We start from the raw sequence: 17,924 nt of genomic DNA, 5'->3' as shown, positions 1-17,924 counted from the left end.
CATGACTGCAACCACACTGGCCACCCAACCCGCCGACAGCATCGCCTGGATCCGGCTGTCTTCGAGCTACCTGCCGCTGGCCACGCCGATCAGCGACGCCAAGGTGCTGACCGGCCGCCAGAAGCCGATGACCGAGGTGGCGATCCTGTTCGCCGAGATCCGCACCGCCAACGGCCACGAGGGGCTGGGCTTCAGCTACAGCAAGCGCGCGGGCGGCCCCGGCCAGTTCGCGCACGCAGCGGAGATCGCGCCGGCGCTGATCGGCGAGGACCCGAGCGATATCGCGCGGCTGTGGGACAAGCTGTGCTGGGCGGGCGCGTCGGTCGGCCGCAGCGGCCTGTCGACGCAGGCCATCGGCGCCTTCGACGTGGCGCTGTGGGACCTCAAGGCCCGGCGCGCCGGCCTGTCGCTGGCCAAGCTGCTGGGCGCGCATCGCGACGCGGTGCGCTGCTACAACACCTCGGGCGGGTTCCTGCATACCCCGCTGGACCAGCTGATGGTCAATGCCTCGGCTTCGGTCGAGCGCGGCATCGGCGGCATCAAGCTGAAGGTGGGGCAGCCCGACGGTGCGCTCGATATCAAGCGCGTGGCCGCGGTGCGTGAGCACCTGGGCGACGCGGTGCCGATCATGGTCGACGCCAACCAGCAATGGGACCGCCCGACCGCGCAGCGCATGTGCCGCACCTTTGAATCGTTCAACCTGGTGTGGATCGAAGAGCCGCTCGACGCCTATGACCACGAAGGCCACGCCGCGCTGGCGACGCAGTTCGACACCCCGATCGCCACTGGCGAAATGCTGACCAGCGCTGCCGAGCACTGGGACCTGATCCGCCACCGCGCCGCGGACTACCTGATGCCCGATGCGCCGCGGGTAGGCGGCATCACGCCCTTCCTCAAGGTGGCGGCACTGGCCGAGCATGCGGGGCTGATGCTTGCGCCGCATTTTGCGATGGAACTGCACGTACACCTTGCCGCCGCGTATCCGCGCGAGCCGTGGGTCGAGCATTTCGACTGGCTCGAGCCGCTCTTCAACGAGCGCCTGCAGATCCGCAACGGCCGTATCCAGGTGCCGACCGCGCCGGGGCTGGGCCTCAGCCTCAGCGAGCAGGCCCGGGCCTGGACGCGCCAGCAGGCGGAATTCGGCCAGCAGCCGTAACCCCGACTAACCCATATACAAGACACACAGCAATACAGGAGACAACCCATGAAAAAGCTGATCGCATCCCTGCTGCTTGGCGCAGCCATGGCCACCGCGCACGCCGCCTGGCCGGAAAAGCCCGTCACGTTGCTGGTGCCATTCCCCGCGGGCGGCTCCAGCGACAACGTCGCCCGCATCCTGGGCGCCAAGATGCAGTCGCAGTTCGGCGGCAGCTTCGTGGTCGACAACAAGCCGGGCGCGGCCGGCATGATCGGCGCCGCCATGGTCAAGCGCGCACCGGCGGACGGCTACACCGTGTTCGTGTCGTCGCTGGGCCCGTTCGTGATCGGGCCGCACCTGACCAAGAACGCCGGCTACGATCCGCTCAAGGACTTCGACTACATCAGCGTGGCGGTGCAGGCGCCCAATGTGCTGGCCGTTCCCGCCAGCTCGCCGCACAAGAGCCTGCAGGACGTGATTGCCTACGAGAAGGCCCATCCCAGCAAGATGACCTTCGCCTCGGCCGGCAATGGCACCAGCGACCACCTGACCGCCGAGCTGTTCTGGCAGCAGACCGGCACCACCGGCCTGCACGTGCCGTACAAGGGCGGCGCGCCGGCGCTGAACGACCTGCTGGGCGGGCAGGTCGATGCGACCTTCATGAACATCAACACCGCGATTCCGCATATCAAGGCTGGCAAGCTGCGCGCGCTGGCCATCACCAGCAGCAAGCGCTCGCCGATCCTGCCTGACGTGCCGACGATGGATGAGGCAGGCGTGAAGGGCGTGACGGTCTATTCGTGGCAGGCCGTGGCGGCGCCGAAGGGGCTCGCCCCGGAGATCAAGGCCAAGCTGCATTCCGCCGTGGTCGCGGCGCTCAACGATCCCGCGGTCAAGCCCAAGCTGCTTGACCTGGGCTTCGAGATCGTCGCCAATACGCCCGAGCAGTTCGCGGCGTTCCAGGCGTCGGAGTATGCGCGCTGGAAAAAGGTGATCGAGGTGGGCAAGATCACGGCTGACTGAGCGCCCCGCGGGATTGCTCCCGCTGGATTGCACCCCCTCTCCCGCTTGCGGGAGAGGGGCAGGGGGTGAGGGCGGGCTTTTGGCAAGGACGATGCCAGCTCACTTCGTGGATACTCCGCCCCTCACCCCCAACCCCTCTCCCACTTCGCGGGAGAGGGGAGCCACTGCGAGGGGCGTCAGCTAGCGCCTTTCCGTTTGCAGCGCTCAGCCCCGCGCCAGGCGCTTGAGCGCTCCCGGCTCCAGCAGTTCGATGTGCCGGTACTGGCGCCGGATCCACCCGGCGTCTTCCCATGCCTGCAGATACTTGGCCACCGTCTGGCGCGAGCGGTTGACCATGTCGCCCAGGTCTTCGGCGCTGATGTGCACGACATGGTCGGTGCGGTCGGCCAGCTCCAGCAGCCGCGCCGCCATGCGCGCATCGACCGGCGCCTGCGCCGCGCTCTCGGCGTGGTCGAAGGCCACACGCAGCCGCGCGCAGATCTGCTGCACGATCAACTGCATCCCCTCGGGATGCTGCGCCAGGATCCGGTCGAACGCGCGCCGGTCCAGCACCAGCAACTCGGTATTGCCGACCGCGAAGGCGTCATGCGTGCGCGGCTTGCCGTCGAGCAGCGAGATCTCGCCGAACCACCGGCCGCGCCCGATCACCGAATACACCGACTCGCGCCCGCCGCTGCTGACCCGGCTCATGCGCACGCGCCCCGACACCACCATGCAGAAGTAAGTCGGCGGATCGCCGCGCGCGAACACCATCTCGCCATCGGCGAAGCGCAGACGGCGTGCCGCGCCGGCCACGGCGTCGAGCACGCCGGGCGGCGCATTGCGCAGCCAGCCGCTGGCCAGCACGCCGCGCGGCAGCGCCCGCGCGGGTTCGATGCGCTTCACTTTGCTCGCCACCTGCCCTCTCATTGCCGTTCCGGTTGAGCCGAGATTGTCTAATACTTAACAGACTTTGGCACGGTGCGCCGCGACAATGCCTGCGTCCAGTCACACACCTCACCCCCCGGGAGACCACGCAGATGGCGCAGATTCAGCTCGTCGATTCAGTAAGAGACCGCGTTTCCGACGCGGAATGGCAAATGCGGGTCGACCTTGCGGCGGCCTACCGGCTGGTGGCCCACTTCGGCTGGGACGACCTGATCTTCACGCATATCTCGGCGCGCGTGCCCGATGCGCCGGACCAGTTCCTGATCAATCCGTACGGCATGATGTTCGACGAGATCACCGCGTCGAGCCTGGTCAAGGTCGACCATGAGGGCGAGCCCGTGCTGGAAACGCCGTACGACGTCAATCCGGCCGGGTTCATCATCCACAGCGCGGTGCACGAAGCGCGCCCCGAAGTCGGCTGCGTGATGCATACCCATACCTCGCACGGCGTTGCCGTCTCGGCGCAGCAGGCCGGTTTGCTGCCGATCTCGCAGCAATCGATGTTCGCGCTGACCGGCCTGGCCTACCACGACTATGAAGGCGTGGCGCTGCGCGAGGACGAGAAGGCGCGGCTGGTGGCCGACCTGGGCCGCTGCAAGCAGATGATCCTGCGCAACCATGGCCTGCTGACGTGCGGGCGCACCGTGTCCGATGCGTTCCTGACCATGTATACGCTCGAGTCCGCCTGCCGCATCCAGATCCTGGCGCAGAGCGGCGGCACGCCGCTGACCATGGTGCCGGAATCCGCCAGCGCCAACATGGGCCAGCAGGCGCGCCAGGCCACCAAGGGCAAGGGCTCGAACCTGGCCTGGCCGGGCCTGCTGCGCCGGCTCGATCGCATCAACCCCGACTATCGCAACTGAGCCGCTACTGAGCTGCAACCGACCATGGCCATCCTTGTTCACCTGCCGTCCTTCATGGCGGTCCCCATCACCGCCTTGCTGCGCGAGGCGGCGCCGGATATCACCGTCTGGAACGGCCGCGAAGCCGCCGTGCCGGAAGAGGTCGAGGCCATCATCGCCTGGGGCCTGAAGCCGGGCGTGCTGCCGGCCTACCCGAAGCTGCGGCTGGTCTGCGCCGCCACCGCCGGCGTCGACAAGCTGCTGGCCGCGCCGGACCTGCCGCAGGACATGCCGGTCACGCGCATCGTCGATCCCGGCCAGCAGACCGGCATCGCCCACTTCGTGCTGGCGATGGCGCTGCGCCATACCCGCGAGCTGGGCGTGTATGCCGGGCAGCAGCGCCGCGGCGAATGGAAGCGCCATCGCGGGCGCGCGCTGTCGGGCTGCCGCGTGGGCGTGCTGGGGCTGGGCGAGATCGGCAGCGAGGTGGCGCGCATGTTCGCGGCCATCGGCTTCCCGGTGGCGGGCTGGAGCCGCAGCCCCAAGCACCTTCCCGGCGTGGCGGACTTCACCGGCGAGGACGGGCTGGATGCCATGCTGGCGCAGACCGATATCCTGGTCTGCACGCTGCCGCTGACGCCGCAGACCGACGGCATGCTCGACCGCAGGACGCTGTCGCGGCTGCCGCAGGGCGCTTACCTTATCAACGTGGGGCGTGGCGAGCATGTGGTCGAAGCCGACCTGCTCGCGCTGATCGACGAAGGCCACCTTTCCGGCGCGGCGCTGGACGTGTTCGCCAAGGAGCCGCCGGCAGCCGACGACCCGGTCTGGACTCACCCGCGCATCGAAGCGACGCCGCATATCGCTGCCGATCCGTCGTACGAGCTGGTAGCGCAGCAGTGCATCGAAAACCTGCGCCGCGCGCGCGACGGGCGGCCGCTGCTGAACCAGGTCGACCGGCAGGCCGGCTACTGAGCGGCGCGCCCCGGGGTTGCGTTACAGCGGCGCGGGCTGCGCCGCCGCCGGTGCTGCAGGTGCGGACGCAGCGGCCGGCTTGCTGCCGGCACCGCTGTAGGAGAAATACTTTGCCTTGGCGTTGCGCGCCCAGTAGGCCACGGTGAAGTGCTTGCCGTCACGGCCGTACAGCAGTTCCAGGCTGCCATTGGCCGCGGCCCATTCCGCATAGCCGTTCTCCGCCGAGGCTTCGGTCTTGCGCAGCGAGGCGTAGCGCGCATCGAGCTTGCCGCGGACGTCGTCCAGCGCAGAACGGTCGAAGGTCATGGTGATCAACGCCACCGTATCCTGCGCGTCGCAGTTCAGCGTCACGCGCGTCAGGCCAGGCAGGTGGAACCGCTCCAGGCGCTTGAGTTCCACCGCATCGCCGCCGGCCCATTCGGACTTGCCGGTGCGGACGTGGTTTTCCGCCGGGGCAAGCCGTGCGCATTTCGACTTGCCGAGCTCCAGGCCGAGCGGTGCCGCGGTGTTGGAGGCGGCAGCGGTGGTGCTGGTGGTGGGAGCGGTGGCGGCGGTGGCATTGGCGGCCGCGGGCGGTGCGGCATGCGCGGCAAAAGCTGCAAACGCGGCCAGCAGGGCGGCGCAGAGAGGGAGAGCCTTCTTCATCTTCGGGGTGCTGAACGGATTCACGGGTTCGGATCGATAGGTCAGCGCGGATTCTACGGCTTTTCCCGTGCGCACCGGGGGGACACAACACAACCTGACCCGACCGCAGTCGTCGCGCAGCTTCCTACCGCCGCTGCGCCAGCCAGATCCCCGCCCCGATTGTCGCCAGCCCGACCCCGTGGTACCACCGCGGCCAGTCGCCCAGCAGCAGCGTGGATAGCAGCGCCGCGAACACCGGTGTCAGGGTGATGAAGAACACTGGCAGCTGCGCGCCAGCCCGGGCAATGGCACGGTCCCAGGCGAAGTAGGCCAGAAGCGAGGGAATCGTCGCCACGTACATCAGGATTGCGGCGACCTTGCCGTTCCATGGCAGCGGCTGGTCCTGGGCCATCAGTTCCCATGCCGTCACCGGCGCGCTCGCCAGCACGCCGGCGACGATCTGGGCGAACAACAGCACCGGAAGCGGCACGTCGGGCCGTTGCTTGCGCAGCAGCCAGGTATAGGCGCTCCAGGCAATGGTGGCCGCCAGCATGTAGAGGTCGCCGGGCACGAGGTCGAGCTGGGCCAGCCGCGCCGGCTCGCCGCGCACCAGCACGAAGGACACGCCGACCAGGCACAGCAACGCACCGGCGACCTGCACTGGCTTGACGCGTTCGCGGAAGAACAGCGCGCCGATCACGATCAGGAACAGCGGCGTGGACGCGCCGATCAGCGTTACGTTGATCGGGGTCGACGTGGTCAGTGCCAGGTACTGCAGCGCGTTATAGCTGCCGATGGACAGCACGCCCATGGCCATGATGACGCCGGCGTGCCGGCGCAGCGCCGCACGATGCTCCAGCACGCCGCGCCAGGCAAATGGCGCGAGCAGCAGGCCAGCCAGCACCCAGCGCACGGCGTTCAGCGTGATCGGCGGAATCGTGCCGGCGGCGATGCGCCCGACGATGGCATTGCCGGCCCAGCTCAGCGGCGGGAAGGTCAGCAGGAACAGGGTGGTCCAGTCGATGCGTCCGGAGCCGGCGCGGCTAGCTTGCATGGTTAAGGCGATGTTGGCGAATCGCGCATTATCCGCCAACACCGGCACGGTCCGCAGCGGCGGGACCGAAAATCAGGCGTTGGTCTTGCGACCCACGCTGCGGATCAGCTGCGTGACCCGCGTCATGTACTGGTCGAACGCCTGGTTCGCCTGGGCCTGGCTGTCGATGGGCTTTGCGACGGTGCGTCCTTCCGCCTCCAGCTTGCCCAGGATATCCGGCCTGGCCAGCGCTTCGCAGATCGCCTTGCGCAGGACGGCGACCCGCTCCGCGGGCGTGCCTGCCTTGACGAAGTAGCCGCCGCCGATGCTGTATTCGAAGTCGGGAATCTGCTTGCTTTGCGAGATCAGCGGGATATGCTTCAGCGCCGGCGGCAGCGCCCTGGAGAAACTGGTCAGGATGCGCAGCCGGCCCTGCTGCTGCATGGCGTCGAAGCTCGACTGGTAGGGCAGGATGGCGAAGTCGACTTCGCCGCCGGCCAGGCCCTGCAGTGCCGGCGCGCCGCCCTTGTACGGCACGTGCAGCAGCGGTGCGCCGAGCCTGGCGGCCAGCGCGTCGCCCATCAGGTGATAGATCGAGTCGATGCCGACGGTCGCATAGGTCAGCGGCTTGGCCTTGCTCTGCTTCGCCAGGTCGAGGAACTTGTCCAGGTTGTCGGCGGTCAGGCCGTTCCTGGCCATCAGCACGATATTGGCATCGCTGATCGGCGCGGTCAGCATGAAGTCCTGCGGCTTGTAGCGTGCGGCCGGGTTCAGCAGCGGGGCCAGGAATACTTCATTGATCGAGCCGTGGAAGAAGGTGTAGCCATCGGCAGGTGCCGCCAGTACCTTGTTGGCGCCGATCAGGCCGGTGCCGCCGCCGTAGTTCTCGACCACGACCTGCTGTCTGACGCTCTTGCCGATCGATTCGCCGAAGATCCGGGCCGAGGTATCGCTGGCCCCGCCGGCCGGATACGGCACCACCAGCGCCAGGGGCCGGGCGGGGAAGTTTTCAGCGGCAAGCGCGGGTAATGAGCCCAGTGCGCCCAGTGCCGGGCTGCCGGCGGCACAGCCGGCCAGTTGCAGGAAGCGGCGGCGGTTCAGTGAATACATGAAGACTCCCGAAAAAAGCGATGCTCAAACCAGGTAGCTCTGTGCCAGGTGCGCCCAGAATGCGGCGCCCACGGGCAAGGCCTTGTCATTGAAGTCGTACAGGGGGTTGTGGACCATGCAGCCGCCGTCCTCGCCCAGGCCGTTGCCGAGCCGGATATAGGCACCGGGCCGCTGTTCCAGCATGTAGGCGAAGTCCTCGCTGCCCATGACCGGCGGGCGCTCGACCACATTGTCGGCGCCGACCAGCCGGATGGCGGCCTCGCGCGCGTATTTGGTCTGCGCGGCATGATTGACCAGCACCGGGTACTTGCGCTCATAGACCACCTCGGACCGGAGCTGGTAGCTCTGCGCCTGCGCCGTGACGAACTCGCGGATGCGCGTTTCCACCAGCGTGCGCACCTTCGGGTCGAGCGTGCGCACGCCGATCTTGATGGTCGCGCTTTCCGGCACGACGTTGTAGGTGCTGCCGGCGTGGATCGAGCCCACCGTGATGACGGCGGACTTCAGCGCATCGATCTCGCGGCTGACAATCGACTGCAGGCCCAGCACGATGCTGGCCGCGCATTGCATCGGGTCGATGCCGTGGTGCGGCATGGCGCCATGCGCGCCGCGGCCGCGCAGCGTGACCGTGGCGCGGTCGAACGATGCCATGGCCGGGCCGGCGATCACGCCGATCTGGCCGACCGGCATTCCCGGCGAGTTGTGCAGCGCGTAGACCTCGTCGCACGGGAAGCGCTCGAACAGGCCGTCCTCCAGCATGCGCAGCGCGCCGCCTTCGTTTTCCTCGGCTGGCTGGAAGATCAGGTTCAGCGTGCCGTTGAAATCGACCGACTCGGCCAGGTATTTCGCCGCGCACAGCAGGATCGCCGTGTGCCCGTCATGGCCGCAGGCGTGCATCTTGCCGACGATGGTGCTGGCGTAGGCCAGGCCGGTCTGCTCCTGGATCGGCAGCGCGTCCATGTCGGCGCGGATGCCGATCGCCCTGGTGCCGTTGCCCTTGCGCAGGGTGCCGACCAACCCGGTCGTACCCAGGCCGCGATGCACCGCGTAGCCCCATGCCACCAGTTGTTCGGCGACCAGGTCGCTGGTGCGGCGCTCCTCGAAGGCGAGTTCGGGATGAGCGTGGATCTGGTGGCGGATCCGGACAAACTCCGGCGCGATGGCCTGGACGGCCTGCCGCAGGCTGGCGGTGGGGGACTGGGTCATGGTTGTCGGCGTATGTGGTCTTCGGCCTATTCTCCACGCCCTTGGTCGCGGCATCCATGACAATGCTGGGGCGGAAACGTTGTATAAATAGCAACAATCCGGATAACGACCCGGCATGACCGGGCATGACCAGGCAAAGGGGGAGCAAAGACATGGATGACGTGCTGGACCGCAAACGGGCGCTGTGCCTGCTGCAGATCATCGAAACCGGCACCGTGCGCGGCGCAGCCGAGGTACTCGAGCTGGACCCGTCGGTGGTAAGCCGCGCGGTGGCCAGGCTGGAGCAGGATACCGGTCTGACACTGCTGGAGCGGCGCGGGCGCGGTGTGGTTGCCACCGACGCGGGGCGCCTGCTGGCGCTGTTCGCGCGGCGCCAGCAGGATCTCAACGACACTTTCCTGGCCGAGGTCAACAACCTGAAGAATGCCCAGCGCGGCCATGTCGAGCTGGTCTTCGGCGAGGGCTTCGTCGACCTCGTGCTGGAGCCGGTGCTGCACGGCTTCCTGAGCAAGCATCCGGACGTCACCTGCAGTATCCAGGTGGCTGGCACCGACGAAACCGTCCGCCATATCCTGGAAGACCTCGCGCATATCGGCTTCGCCTTCCAGCCGCCCGACGATGTGCGCCTGCGCTCGCACTATTCGCGGCTGTCGCCGATCCGCGTGCATGTGCGCAAGGACCATCCGCTGGCGCGGCGCCGGCGCGCGCTGACGCTGGCGGACCTGGCGGCGCACCAGGGCGCGGCGCTGTCGGAATCGTTCGGCGTGCGCAAGCACGTGCAGGCGGCCGAGCTGGACGAGCACATCACGTTGAAGCCGATGCTGGTGACCAACTCATTCAAGGTGCTGTGGGAGTTTGCTGCGATGGGGCTGGGCTACATCCTGACGCCGCGCTCGGTGCCGCTGAAGGGCGCGCAATTCAGGCAGCTGGTGTCGCTGCCGCTGGCCAACCCGATCCTGAACAACAGCCGCATCCACATCATTACGCGGGCGGGCAGGCACCTTTCGCCGGTGGCCGGCAGCATGCTGCGGCACGTGATGAAAGCATTCCCGCAGATCTGACGGGCAGGGCCCGGTATCGTTGCATCCACCGTTGCATGCGATGCAACGGATACCGAGCTTTACTGTCATGCCCCGGAAGCGCGACGGCGGTGCCGCGCACTCACGCGTGCGCACCGTCCAGGTAGGGATCGATTGCGCGCGCCGGATCGGCGGAGGGACCGGTGCGGTCCAGGCCAGCAAGGGTGCGTGCGCCATCGCTGTACGGATCGACGTTGCGTGCGCCATCGGCGAACGGGCTGCGTGCGTCCTGCACACCGCGAGCGCCATCTGTGAACGGGCTGCGAGCGTCCTGCACGCTGCGCGCGCCATCGGCGAACGGGCTGCGTGCATCGTGGACGGCGCGAGCGCCATCGGTGAACGGGTCGCGCGCGCCCGGTGCGGCTTGTGCGCCGGCGGCGGCAGCGGCCAGGGCGATGGCGAAGACGATGTGTTGGGTGAATTGGGTAGCCATGATGGGTTTCCTTCAGTTCAGTGGATTACGTCGGGTTTGCGTATCTGCGGGGCCGGGGCTTCGCTTTTTGCCGCCGGCCACGAGAAGCATTAAAGGAGACCGGTGTATCTGCCCTGTAGCGGGTTAAAGGCAATTCTGTGAGGGCGCGTATCGATGCTGCCCGCGGATACAAAGCGGTACAAACGCGTGCCCGGGATGCCGTTGGCGAGCGGAAATTGGCGGGGGCCCACGCCGTACCGGGCGGCGTGCCTGTCACAAGGGCCGGCTGAAGTTCGCTGCGCACGGCTTCGAATGCATGGCAGTCCGGGTTCAGTGCGGAACGGCGGCACGTCGCGCGCAATCCTGCGATAGGGGGCACAATGGCGTGGCATCAAAGCCCGAGATGCCACTTTTACTGCCACGCAAGGACGCCGACCATGCATCACGTAGCCCTCGCCCTGTACCCCGGCTTCCAGGCGATGAACCTGGCGGTCACAACGGTGCTGGAGTTCACCAACCGGACCCTCGGCACGCCGCTGTACCAGGTTCATCTGCTTTCGGAGCAGGGCGGACCGGTGATGTGTTCGGGCGGCTTCGCCGTCAGCACCGAGCCATTCGGCAGGCGCCGCTTCGATACCGTGCTGGTGGTCGGCGACAACGACATCACGCCCACGCCGCCGGCGCTGGTCGGTTTCCTGCAACGTGCGGCGCGCACCTCGCGGCGCATCGGGGCCACCTGCACCGGTGCCTTCAACCTGGCGGAGGCCGGGCTGCTGGATGGCCGCCGCGCCACCACGCACTGGTACTACGCGGAGCAGCTGCGGCGGCGCTTCCCCAACGTGGGGGTGGAAGAGGACCGCATCTTCATCATCGACGGCCCGGTGTGGACGTCGGCCGGCATGTCGGCCTGCATCGATTTGGCGCTGGCGCTGGTGGAGAAGGACGCCGGCGGCGCGGTGGCGCGCGACGTGGCGAAAAAGCTGGTCGTGTATCACCGCCGTGCCGGCGGACAATCGCAATTCTCGGCATTGCTCGACCTGGAGCCGCGCTCCGACCGGATCCGTGCCGCACTGGACTTTGCCCGGCAGAATCTGCAAGCCGAACTTTCCGTGGAGCAGCTGGCAGAGGCGGCGCATCTGAGCCCGCGGCAGTTCGCGCGCGCTTTCCGGGACGAGACCGGCCAGACGCCGGCGAAGGCCGTCGAACACCTGCGCGTCGAAGCCGCGAGGCTGATGATGGAGAGCGGGCGCCACGCCATCGACGTGGTGGCGCGGGATACCGGATTCGGCGACCGCGAGCGCATGCGGCGCGCGTTCTTGCGGGCCTTTGGACAACCGCCGCAGTCGATCCGGCGCCTGGCGCGCGGCGTCGAACCGCAGGCGGCTTAGCGGGCAACTCAGCTGGTCGATTCAGCTGGTCGACTTAGCGGGCGACTTAGCAGACCTGCCACGCATCCGCCACGCTGGTTGAAACGTATTTGTAATAACCGCCTAACGCAATTGCACTGGCCCCTGGCGCGCTCGCGCCGCGGCCGTCACGCCTGCGCAGCATACTGCCCGCGTACCATGAAAAAGTGCGTGCAGATCTACGGCACGTTTGTTGCTGGACAAGGGCAGGTGAGCCATCCGGCCCGTCACCTATCCACGTCCCTACGGACATCACCAAGGAGCCGCCATGAATATCGTCTGGCTAGTTGGCGCGGTTGTCATCATCCTCGCGGTGCTCAGCTTCTTCGGCCTGCGCTGATCGACAGCTGGCACTCGCCTGGCGCTGCCGCGGTTCGTCACCGCCCTGGCGGCGCCAACTTCTTCGCCTTTTTCTTCCCTTCCCTTTTGTCCTGAGGGGCGCGTACCGGGCGCGCCCTTACAGCTCCGGCGTCCCCAGCGCCCGGCTGATGCGCAGTGCCGCCAGCGTGCTGATCACGCCAGACAGCAGGTAGAGACTCACCGCCACCAGCCCGAACAGCGAAGACAGTCCCAGCGCCACCAGCGGCGCAAACGCGGCGCCAAACAACCAGCCGAAATCCGTGGTCAGCGCCGCCCCGGTGTAGCGGAAGCGGGGTTCGAAGTTGGACGTCACCACGCCCGCGGCCTGCCCGTACGACAGCCCCAGCAGGCCGAATCCGACCAGGATGAAAATATTCTGGCCAGTGGCGCTGCCACCCAGCAGCCACGGCGTGACCAGGCTGAAGACACCGATCAGCACCGCCATCGTTGCCAGCGTCGTGCGGCGGCCGATGCGGTCCGCCAGCCAGCCCGAGATCAGCGTGCCGATAAACGCGATAAAGCCGCCTGCGATCTGCACGGCCAGCACCTCGGAAATGGTCTGCTCCTGGTGCAGCACCGCCCACGACAGGGGAAACACCGTGACCAGGTGGAACAGCGCATAGCTGGCCAGCGCTGCGAACGCGCCCAGGAAGATGTTGAAGCCCTGCGCATTGACCATCTGCAGCGTGCTGATCGGCTCCAGTTCGTCTTCTTCGAGCAGTTGCGTGTATTCGTGCGTGACCACCAGCCGCAGCCGCGCGAACAGCGCCACCACGTTGATGGCGAAGGCCACGTAGAAGGGATAGCGCCAGCCCCATTCGATGAATTCCTGCGGCGTCAGGCTGACATGCAGGAACAGGAACAGCGACCCGGCGATGATAAAGCCGGAGGGTGCGCCAAGCTGGCCCACCATCGCATACCAGCCACGCTTGTCTTCCGGCGCGTTCAGCGCCAGCAGCGACGGCAGGCCGTCCCATGAACCGCCGAAGGCAATGCCCTGCAGGAAGCGGAACAGTGCCAGCAGGTAGATCGATGCGGCCCCGATCGACGCGTACGATGGCAGGAACGCAATCCCCACCGTGGCGGTGCCAAGCAGGAACAGCGACGCTGTCAGCTTGATGCCGCGGCCCCAGCGTCGCTGGATGCGCATGAACAGCGCCGTGCCGAACGGCCGTCCGATGAACGCGAAGGAAAAGATCGTGAAGCTGTACAGCAGCCCGGCCAGCTCGCTCGCGAACGGAAAGTAGACCGCCGGGAAGACAAGCACGGAAGCGATGCCGTAGACGAAGAAATCGAAGTACTCCGATGCCCGCCCGATCACCACGCCTGTGGCGATTTCGGCAGGTGCCACCTCATGGTGGCCTGGGGCCGGAGGTGCAGTCGGCGACGCTCGGTGCTGGTGGGTCAGGCTGGCCATCGTCAGTCTCCTCTCGACAGGAGTGCTTCGATACTGCACTTAATCTCGCACAGTCACAAGAATAGCGCCTAAACTGCCATAGAAAATCGAAAGGTGGATTCATCGGTGCATGCCGATATTCCTCAGACGCCACTTCCGTGACTATGGGCCACTTCGACATTGCAGTTCCGCATTCCCGTGTACCGAGAAGACTACTGCAAGGATGTGGCGCGGTAGTCGTGCTAGCGTGCCTTTCCGGCTGTCATGCGGTGCTGCTTTCGCCATCCGGCGACATGGCCGTGCGCCAGCGCGACCTGATCATCATCGCCACCTGCCTGATGCTGCTGATCATCGTGCCGGTGATCATCCTCACGCTGGCATTCGCGTGGCGCTACCGCGAAAGCGCCACCGACGCGCCCTATAACCCCGACTGGGACCATTCCACGGTGCTGGAACTGGCAATCTGGGCCGCGCCGCTGCTGATCATCATCGCGCTGGGCGCGGTGACCTGGGTCAGCACCCACCAGCTCGATCCCTACCGCCCGCTCACGCGCATTGACGCCAACCGGCCCGTCACCGCCGACGTCAAGCCGCTGCCGGTGCAGGTGGTGGCGATGGACTGGAAGTGGCTGTTCCTGTATCCGGAGCAGGGCATCGCCACGGTCAACGAGGTGGCTGCGCCGGTGGACCGGCCCATTGCCTTCCACATCACCGCCACCTCGGTGATGAACGCATTCTTCGTGCCGTCGCTGGCCGGCATGGTCTACGCCATGCCAGGCATGGAAACCAAGCTGCATGCCGTGATCAACAAGCCCGGCGAGTACGAAGGCATGTCGGCGAACTACAGCGGCGAGGGCTTCACCAACATGCGCTTCAAGTTCCACGGGCTGTCGAACGAAGACTTCGACCGCTGGATCCAGCAGGTCAAGTCCTCGGGCCAGGGCTTGTCGACGGATGCTTACCTGCAGCTCGCGCAGCCCAGCGAGCGCGTGCCGGTGCAGCGCTACGCCAGCGTGGCACCCGGACTCTATGACCTGATCCTGAACCGCTGCGTGAGCGGCGGCCGGTGCATGGCCGACACCATGGCACTCGACCGCAGCCGCGGCAAGTTCGACCCGTCACGCGAGATCTGCACCGCGAGCAACACCCAGGCGGTTGCGCCTGCCTTCGCGGCCGGCGTTGCCCGCAACGAGGGCCGGCTGCTGCTGCAGTAAGGCGCGGATCTCCCGGTTTTTCATTTTTCCCAGCGGTACTGGCCAGCTACCATCGGCCACGGTTGGTTACTTCAGGCCCCAGGTGACAAACATGCCCGAGCGCTCGGAACTCGCCAATTTGATCTTCGGACGGCTGACGTGGGAAGCCATCCCGCTGCATGAGCCCATCCTGATCGGCACCTTCATCGCGGTCGTGCTGGGCGGGCTGGTGCTGGTCGGCGCGGTCACCAAGTACGGCCTGTGGGGCTACCTCTGGCGCGAGTGGTTCACCAGCATCGACCACAAGAAGATCGGGATCATGTACGTGATCCTGGGCATCATCATGCTGCTGCGCGGGTTTGCCGACGCGGTCATGATGCGCATCCAGCAGGCCATCGCCTTTGGCGACAACGCGGGCTACCTGCCGCCGCACCACTACGACCAGATCTTTACCGCGCACGGCGTGATCATGATCTTCTTCGTGGCCATGCCGCTGGTCACGGGGCTGATGAACTTTGTCATGCCGCTGCAGATCGGCGCACGCGACGTCGCGTTTCCCTTCCTCAACAACTTCAGCTTCTGGATGACCACGGGCGGCGCCATCCTGGTGATGATGTCGTTGTTCCTCGGCGAGTTCGCGCGCACCGGCTGGCTGGCGTATCCGCCGCTGTCCGGGATCATCCACAGTCCGGATGTCGGCGTCGACTACTACATATGGTCGTTGCAGGTGGCCGGGGTCGGGACATTGCTATCCGGCATCAACCTGCTGGTGACCATCGTCAAGATGCGCGCGCCGGGCATGACGCTGATGCGCATGCCGATCTTCACCTGGACCGCGCTGTGCACCAACGTGCTGATCATCGCCGCCTTCCCGGTGCTGACCGCCGCGCTGGCGCTGCTGTCGCTCGACCGCTACGTCGGCACCAATTTCTTTACCGCCGACCAGGGCGGCAGCGCGATGCTGTACGTCAACCTGATCTGGATCTGGGGCCACCCCGAGGTCTACATCCTGGTGCTGCCGGTGTTCGGCATCTTTTCCGAAGTGGTCGCCACTTTCTGCCGCAAGCGCCTGTTCGGCTATGCGTCGATGGTCTACGCCACGGTGGTGATCACGGTGCTGTCCTACCTGGTGTGGCTGCACCACTTCTTCACCATGGGGTCGGGCGCCAGCGTCAATTCGTTCTTCGGGATCACGACGATGATCATCTCGATCCCGACCGGTGCCAAGATCTTCAACTGGCTGTTCACGATGTACCACGGCAAGATCCGCTTCGAGGCGCCGATGCTGTGGACCATCGGCTTCATGGTCACCTTCGTCATCGGCGGCATGACCGGGGTGCTGCTGGCGGTGCCGCCGGCGGATTTCTCGCTGCACAACAGCCTGTTCCTGATCGCCCACTTCCATAACGTGATCATCGGCGGCGTGGTGTTCGGGCTGATGGCCGGCATCCACTACTGGTTCCCGAAGGCGTTCGGCTATCGCCTGGTCTCGTCGTGGGGCAAGGCCTCGTTCTGGTTCTGGCTGACCGGCTTCTACTTCGCCTTCATGCCGCTGTACTGGCTCGGGCTGCTTGGCGTGACGCGCCGGATGAACCGTTTCGACGATCCGTCGCTGCAGATCTGGTTCCAGATCGCGGCCTTCGGCGCCGCGCTGGTCGCCATCGGCATCGCCTGCTTCATCATCCAGCTGGTGGTCAGCTTCCTGCGCCGCGAGGAACTGCGCGACCTGACCGGCGACCCGTGGAATGGCCGCACGCTGGAATGGTCCACCTCGTCGCCGCCGCCCCAATACAACTTCGCCTTCACGCCGGTGGTGCACGACACCGACGCCTGGTGGCACATGAAGCAGAACGGCTACACACGGCCGCTGCAGGGCTTCAACCCCATCCACATGCCGAAGAACACCGCGGCCGGGATCGTACTGGCGGGGCTGTCCACGCTGTGCGGCTTTGCGCTGATCTGGCACATCTGGTGGCTGGTGGTGGCGTCGTTCGCGGCGATCATCATCGGCGCGATCATCCATACCTTCAACTACAAGCGCGACTACTACATTCCGGCCGACCAAGTGGTCCGGACGGAGTCGGCGCGCACACAAGTGATGGCGGGCCATGGCTGAGACCACCTATCCCCAGTACGTGAGCGGCACCTCCGCGGCGGATGACGTGCCGCCGGGGGGCTTTACCTTCCACCTCACCGAAGAGCACCACCCGCAGAACGGCACGCTGCTCGGTTTCTGGCTCTACCTGATGAGCGACTGCCTGGTCTTTGCGTGCCTGTTCGCCGCATACGGCGTGCTGGGCCGCGAATACGCGGGCGGGCCGAGCGGGGCCGAGCTGTTCGAGCTGCCGCTGGTGGCGCTGAACACCACCTTCCTGCTGCTGTCTTCGATCACCTATGGCTTCGCCATGCTGCAGATGCAGCAGAACCGCATCGCCGGCACGCAAATCTGGCTGGCGATCACCGGGGTGTTTGGCGCGGCCTTCCTGGCGGTCGAGCTGTACGAGTTCGCGCACCTGATCCACCAGGGCGCCGGGCCGCAGCGCAGCGCGTTCCTGACCTCGTTCTTCGCGCTGGTCGGCACGCACGGGTTGCACGTGACCTTCGGCATCATCTGGCTGATCGTGCTGATGACGCAGGTGGCGCGGCACGGGCTGATCACCGCCAACAAGCGCAGGCTGATGTGCCTGTCGATGTTCTGGCACTTCCTGGACGTCGTCTGGATCGGCGTCTTTACCTTCGTCTACCTGATGGGGGCGCTGCCATGAGCACACACGACGAGACGCTGGACGGCCACGGGCATGGCCACGAGCACGAGGAAGATGTAGGGCCGCACGCCACGCTCGGTGGCTACCTGACCGGCTTCGTGCTGTCGGTCTTCCTGACCGCGGTCCCGTTCTGGCTGGTGATGGGCGGGGTGTTCGAGAATTCCCGCACCACCGCCATCGTGATCCTGCTGATCGGCGCGGTGCAGATCGTGGTCCACATGATCTACTTCCTGCACATGAACGCCAAATCGGAAGGCGGGTGGAACATGCTGTCGCTGATGTTCACGCTGACGCTGGTGGTGATCACGCTGACCGGATCGCTGTGGGTGATGTTCCACCTGAACAGCAACATGATGCCGAAGATGCATCATGAGCGCACGGTGGAGCCGGGTGCGACGATCGTGCCGCCCAAGACCCCGTAGTCCTGCATGCTTG

Annotated in this window: 17 protein-coding genes; 10 read left to right on the top strand and 7 right to left on the bottom strand. The window is 66.4% G+C overall.

What is annotated here, in order from left to right; translation table 11 throughout:
- The first annotated feature begins 1 nt into the window (after nt 1).
- Both J8I82_RS12425 and J8I82_RS12420 read left to right on the top strand, forming a co-directional pair.
- Entirely contained in the window at nt 2-1,156 is a 1,155-nt protein-coding gene (locus J8I82_RS12425) for an L-talarate/galactarate dehydratase (protein WP_209757753.1), read from the top strand.
- Nucleotides 1,157-1,204: 48 nt separating this feature from the next.
- Nucleotides 1,205-2,161, top strand: a complete 957-nt coding sequence (locus J8I82_RS12420; RefSeq protein WP_209757751.1) for a Bug family tripartite tricarboxylate transporter substrate binding protein — start codon at nt 1,205-1,207, stop codon at nt 2,159-2,161.
- A gap of 204 nt (nt 2,162-2,365) precedes the next feature.
- On the opposite strand, the gene J8I82_RS12415 is transcribed toward J8I82_RS12420, so the two are convergent.
- The gene (locus J8I82_RS12415; protein WP_284183057.1) at nt 2,366-3,046 is read right to left on the bottom strand and encodes a Crp/Fnr family transcriptional regulator; all 681 of its coding nucleotides are present in this window, start codon (nt 3,044-3,046) and stop codon (nt 2,366-2,368) included.
- Between the two features lie 134 nt (nt 3,047-3,180).
- Between J8I82_RS12415 and J8I82_RS12410 the strand changes: the two genes are divergently transcribed.
- Both J8I82_RS12410 and J8I82_RS12405 read left to right on the top strand, forming a co-directional pair.
- Complete coding sequence (locus J8I82_RS12410) at nt 3,181-3,951, top strand: class II aldolase/adducin family protein (protein WP_209757747.1); 771 nt, start codon at nt 3,181-3,183, stop codon at nt 3,949-3,951.
- Between the two features lie 24 nt (nt 3,952-3,975).
- Nucleotides 3,976-4,905 carry a 2-hydroxyacid dehydrogenase gene (locus J8I82_RS12405; RefSeq protein ID WP_209757745.1) on the top strand — a complete coding sequence of 310 codons (930 nt, stop codon included), beginning with the start codon at nt 3,976-3,978 and terminating at the stop codon, nt 4,903-4,905.
- A gap of 21 nt (nt 4,906-4,926) precedes the next feature.
- On the opposite strand, the gene J8I82_RS12400 is transcribed toward J8I82_RS12405, so the two are convergent.
- From J8I82_RS12400 to J8I82_RS12385, 4 genes are all read right to left on the bottom strand, one after another.
- On the bottom strand, nt 4,927-5,550 hold the full coding sequence (locus J8I82_RS12400) for a hypothetical protein (RefSeq protein WP_209757743.1): 624 nt from the start codon (nt 5,548-5,550) through the stop codon (nt 4,927-4,929).
- Nucleotides 5,551-5,674: 124 nt separating this feature from the next.
- Nucleotides 5,675-6,583, bottom strand: a complete 909-nt coding sequence (locus J8I82_RS12395) for a DMT family transporter (protein WP_209757741.1) — start codon at nt 6,581-6,583, stop codon at nt 5,675-5,677.
- Between the two features lie 72 nt (nt 6,584-6,655).
- Nucleotides 6,656-7,672, bottom strand: coding sequence for a Bug family tripartite tricarboxylate transporter substrate binding protein (locus tag J8I82_RS12390; protein WP_209757738.1), 1,017 nt, complete (start codon nt 7,670-7,672; stop codon nt 6,656-6,658).
- A 24-nt stretch (nt 7,673-7,696) separates the two neighbouring features.
- Nucleotides 7,697-8,878, bottom strand: a complete 1,182-nt coding sequence (locus J8I82_RS12385; protein ID WP_209757736.1) for a M20 aminoacylase family protein — start codon at nt 8,876-8,878, stop codon at nt 7,697-7,699.
- Between the two features lie 152 nt (nt 8,879-9,030).
- On the opposite strand from J8I82_RS12385, the gene J8I82_RS12380 reads away from it, so the two are divergent.
- On the top strand, nt 9,031-9,939 hold the full coding sequence (locus tag J8I82_RS12380; protein WP_209757734.1) for a LysR family transcriptional regulator: 909 nt from the start codon (nt 9,031-9,033) through the stop codon (nt 9,937-9,939).
- Between the two features lie 100 nt (nt 9,940-10,039).
- Here J8I82_RS12380 and J8I82_RS12375 read toward each other — a convergent pair whose 3' ends face one another.
- Nucleotides 10,040-10,390, bottom strand: coding sequence for a hydroxyquinol 1,2-dioxygenase (locus J8I82_RS12375; protein WP_209757732.1), 351 nt, complete (start codon nt 10,388-10,390; stop codon nt 10,040-10,042).
- A gap of 416 nt (nt 10,391-10,806) precedes the next feature.
- Here J8I82_RS12375 and J8I82_RS12370 point away from each other — a divergent pair, with 416 nt between their 5' ends.
- On the top strand, nt 10,807-11,757 hold the full coding sequence (locus J8I82_RS12370; RefSeq protein WP_209757731.1) for a GlxA family transcriptional regulator: 951 nt from the start codon (nt 10,807-10,809) through the stop codon (nt 11,755-11,757).
- Between the two features lie 475 nt (nt 11,758-12,232).
- On the opposite strand, the gene J8I82_RS12365 is transcribed toward J8I82_RS12370, so the two are convergent.
- Nucleotides 12,233-13,552, bottom strand: a complete 1,320-nt coding sequence (locus tag J8I82_RS12365) for an MFS transporter (RefSeq protein ID WP_209757729.1) — start codon at nt 13,550-13,552, stop codon at nt 12,233-12,235.
- 143 nt (nt 13,553-13,695) lie between these two features.
- Between J8I82_RS12365 and cyoA the strand changes: the two genes are divergently transcribed.
- The 4 genes from cyoA to cyoD all read left to right on the top strand — a co-directional run bounded on the left by cyoA (nt 13,696) and on the right by cyoD (nt 17,911).
- A complete protein-coding gene (gene cyoA, locus J8I82_RS12360; RefSeq protein WP_209757917.1) occupies nt 13,696-14,745 on the top strand; it encodes a ubiquinol oxidase subunit II in 1,050 nt (349 codons plus the stop codon).
- A gap of 91 nt (nt 14,746-14,836) precedes the next feature.
- On the top strand, nt 14,837-16,840 hold the full coding sequence (gene cyoB, locus J8I82_RS12355) for a cytochrome o ubiquinol oxidase subunit I (RefSeq protein WP_209757727.1): 2,004 nt from the start codon (nt 14,837-14,839) through the stop codon (nt 16,838-16,840).
- A complete protein-coding gene (gene cyoC / locus J8I82_RS12350; RefSeq protein WP_209757725.1) occupies nt 16,833-17,489 on the top strand; it encodes a cytochrome o ubiquinol oxidase subunit III in 657 nt (218 codons plus the stop codon). Before cyoB ends, cyoC begins: the two co-directional genes overlap by 8 nt.
- Nucleotides 17,486-17,911 carry a cytochrome o ubiquinol oxidase subunit IV gene (gene cyoD, locus J8I82_RS12345; RefSeq protein WP_209757723.1) on the top strand — a complete coding sequence of 142 codons (426 nt, stop codon included), beginning with the start codon at nt 17,486-17,488 and terminating at the stop codon, nt 17,909-17,911. Before cyoC ends, cyoD begins: the two co-directional genes overlap by 4 nt.
- Nucleotides 17,912-17,924 lie beyond the last annotated feature (13 nt).

Origin of the sequence: Cupriavidus consociatus (genome assembly GCF_017814975.1) — a bacterium.
In the GTDB taxonomy this organism is placed as follows: Bacteria; Pseudomonadota; Gammaproteobacteria; order Burkholderiales; family Burkholderiaceae; genus Cupriavidus; species Cupriavidus consociatus.
The sequence above is the reverse complement of the archived record's forward strand: the minus strand, read 5'-3'. Positions and strand labels throughout refer to the sequence as shown.

Bases quoted from the DNA above. Each gene is read 5' to 3' on its own strand.
- J8I82_RS12395 (WP_209757741.1), bottom strand. From the start codon at position 6,583: ATGCAAGCTAGCCGCGCCGGCTCCGGACGCATCGACTGGACCACCCTG.
- cyoA (WP_209757917.1), top strand. From the start codon at position 13,696: ATGGGCCACTTCGACATTGCAGTTCCGCATTCCCGTGTACCGAGAAGA.
- J8I82_RS12385 (WP_209757736.1), bottom strand. From the start codon at position 8,878: ATGACCCAGTCCCCCACCGCCAGCCTGCGGCAGGCCGTCCAGGCCATC.
- J8I82_RS12425 (WP_209757753.1), top strand. From the start codon at position 2: ATGACTGCAACCACACTGGCCACCCAACCCGCCGACAGCATCGCCTGG.
- J8I82_RS12370 (WP_209757731.1), top strand. From the start codon at position 10,807: ATGCATCACGTAGCCCTCGCCCTGTACCCCGGCTTCCAGGCGATGAAC.
- cyoC (WP_209757725.1), top strand. From the start codon at position 16,833: ATGGCTGAGACCACCTATCCCCAGTACGTGAGCGGCACCTCCGCGGCG.
- J8I82_RS12380 (WP_209757734.1), top strand. From the start codon at position 9,031: ATGGATGACGTGCTGGACCGCAAACGGGCGCTGTGCCTGCTGCAGATC.
- J8I82_RS12390 (WP_209757738.1), bottom strand. From the start codon at position 7,672: ATGTATTCACTGAACCGCCGCCGCTTCCTGCAACTGGCCGGCTGTGCC.
- J8I82_RS12405 (WP_209757745.1), top strand. From the start codon at position 3,976: ATGGCCATCCTTGTTCACCTGCCGTCCTTCATGGCGGTCCCCATCACC.
- J8I82_RS12410 (WP_209757747.1), top strand. From the start codon at position 3,181: ATGGCGCAGATTCAGCTCGTCGATTCAGTAAGAGACCGCGTTTCCGAC.
- cyoD (WP_209757723.1), top strand. From the start codon at position 17,486: ATGAGCACACACGACGAGACGCTGGACGGCCACGGGCATGGCCACGAG.
- J8I82_RS12365 (WP_209757729.1), bottom strand. From the start codon at position 13,552: ATGGCCAGCCTGACCCACCAGCACCGAGCGTCGCCGACTGCACCTCCG.
- cyoB (WP_209757727.1), top strand. From the start codon at position 14,837: ATGCCCGAGCGCTCGGAACTCGCCAATTTGATCTTCGGACGGCTGACG.
- J8I82_RS12375 (WP_209757732.1), bottom strand. From the start codon at position 10,390: ATGGCTACCCAATTCACCCAACACATCGTCTTCGCCATCGCCCTGGCC.
- J8I82_RS12420 (WP_209757751.1), top strand. From the start codon at position 1,205: ATGAAAAAGCTGATCGCATCCCTGCTGCTTGGCGCAGCCATGGCCACC.
- J8I82_RS12400 (WP_209757743.1), bottom strand. From the start codon at position 5,550: ATGAAGAAGGCTCTCCCTCTCTGCGCCGCCCTGCTGGCCGCGTTTGCA.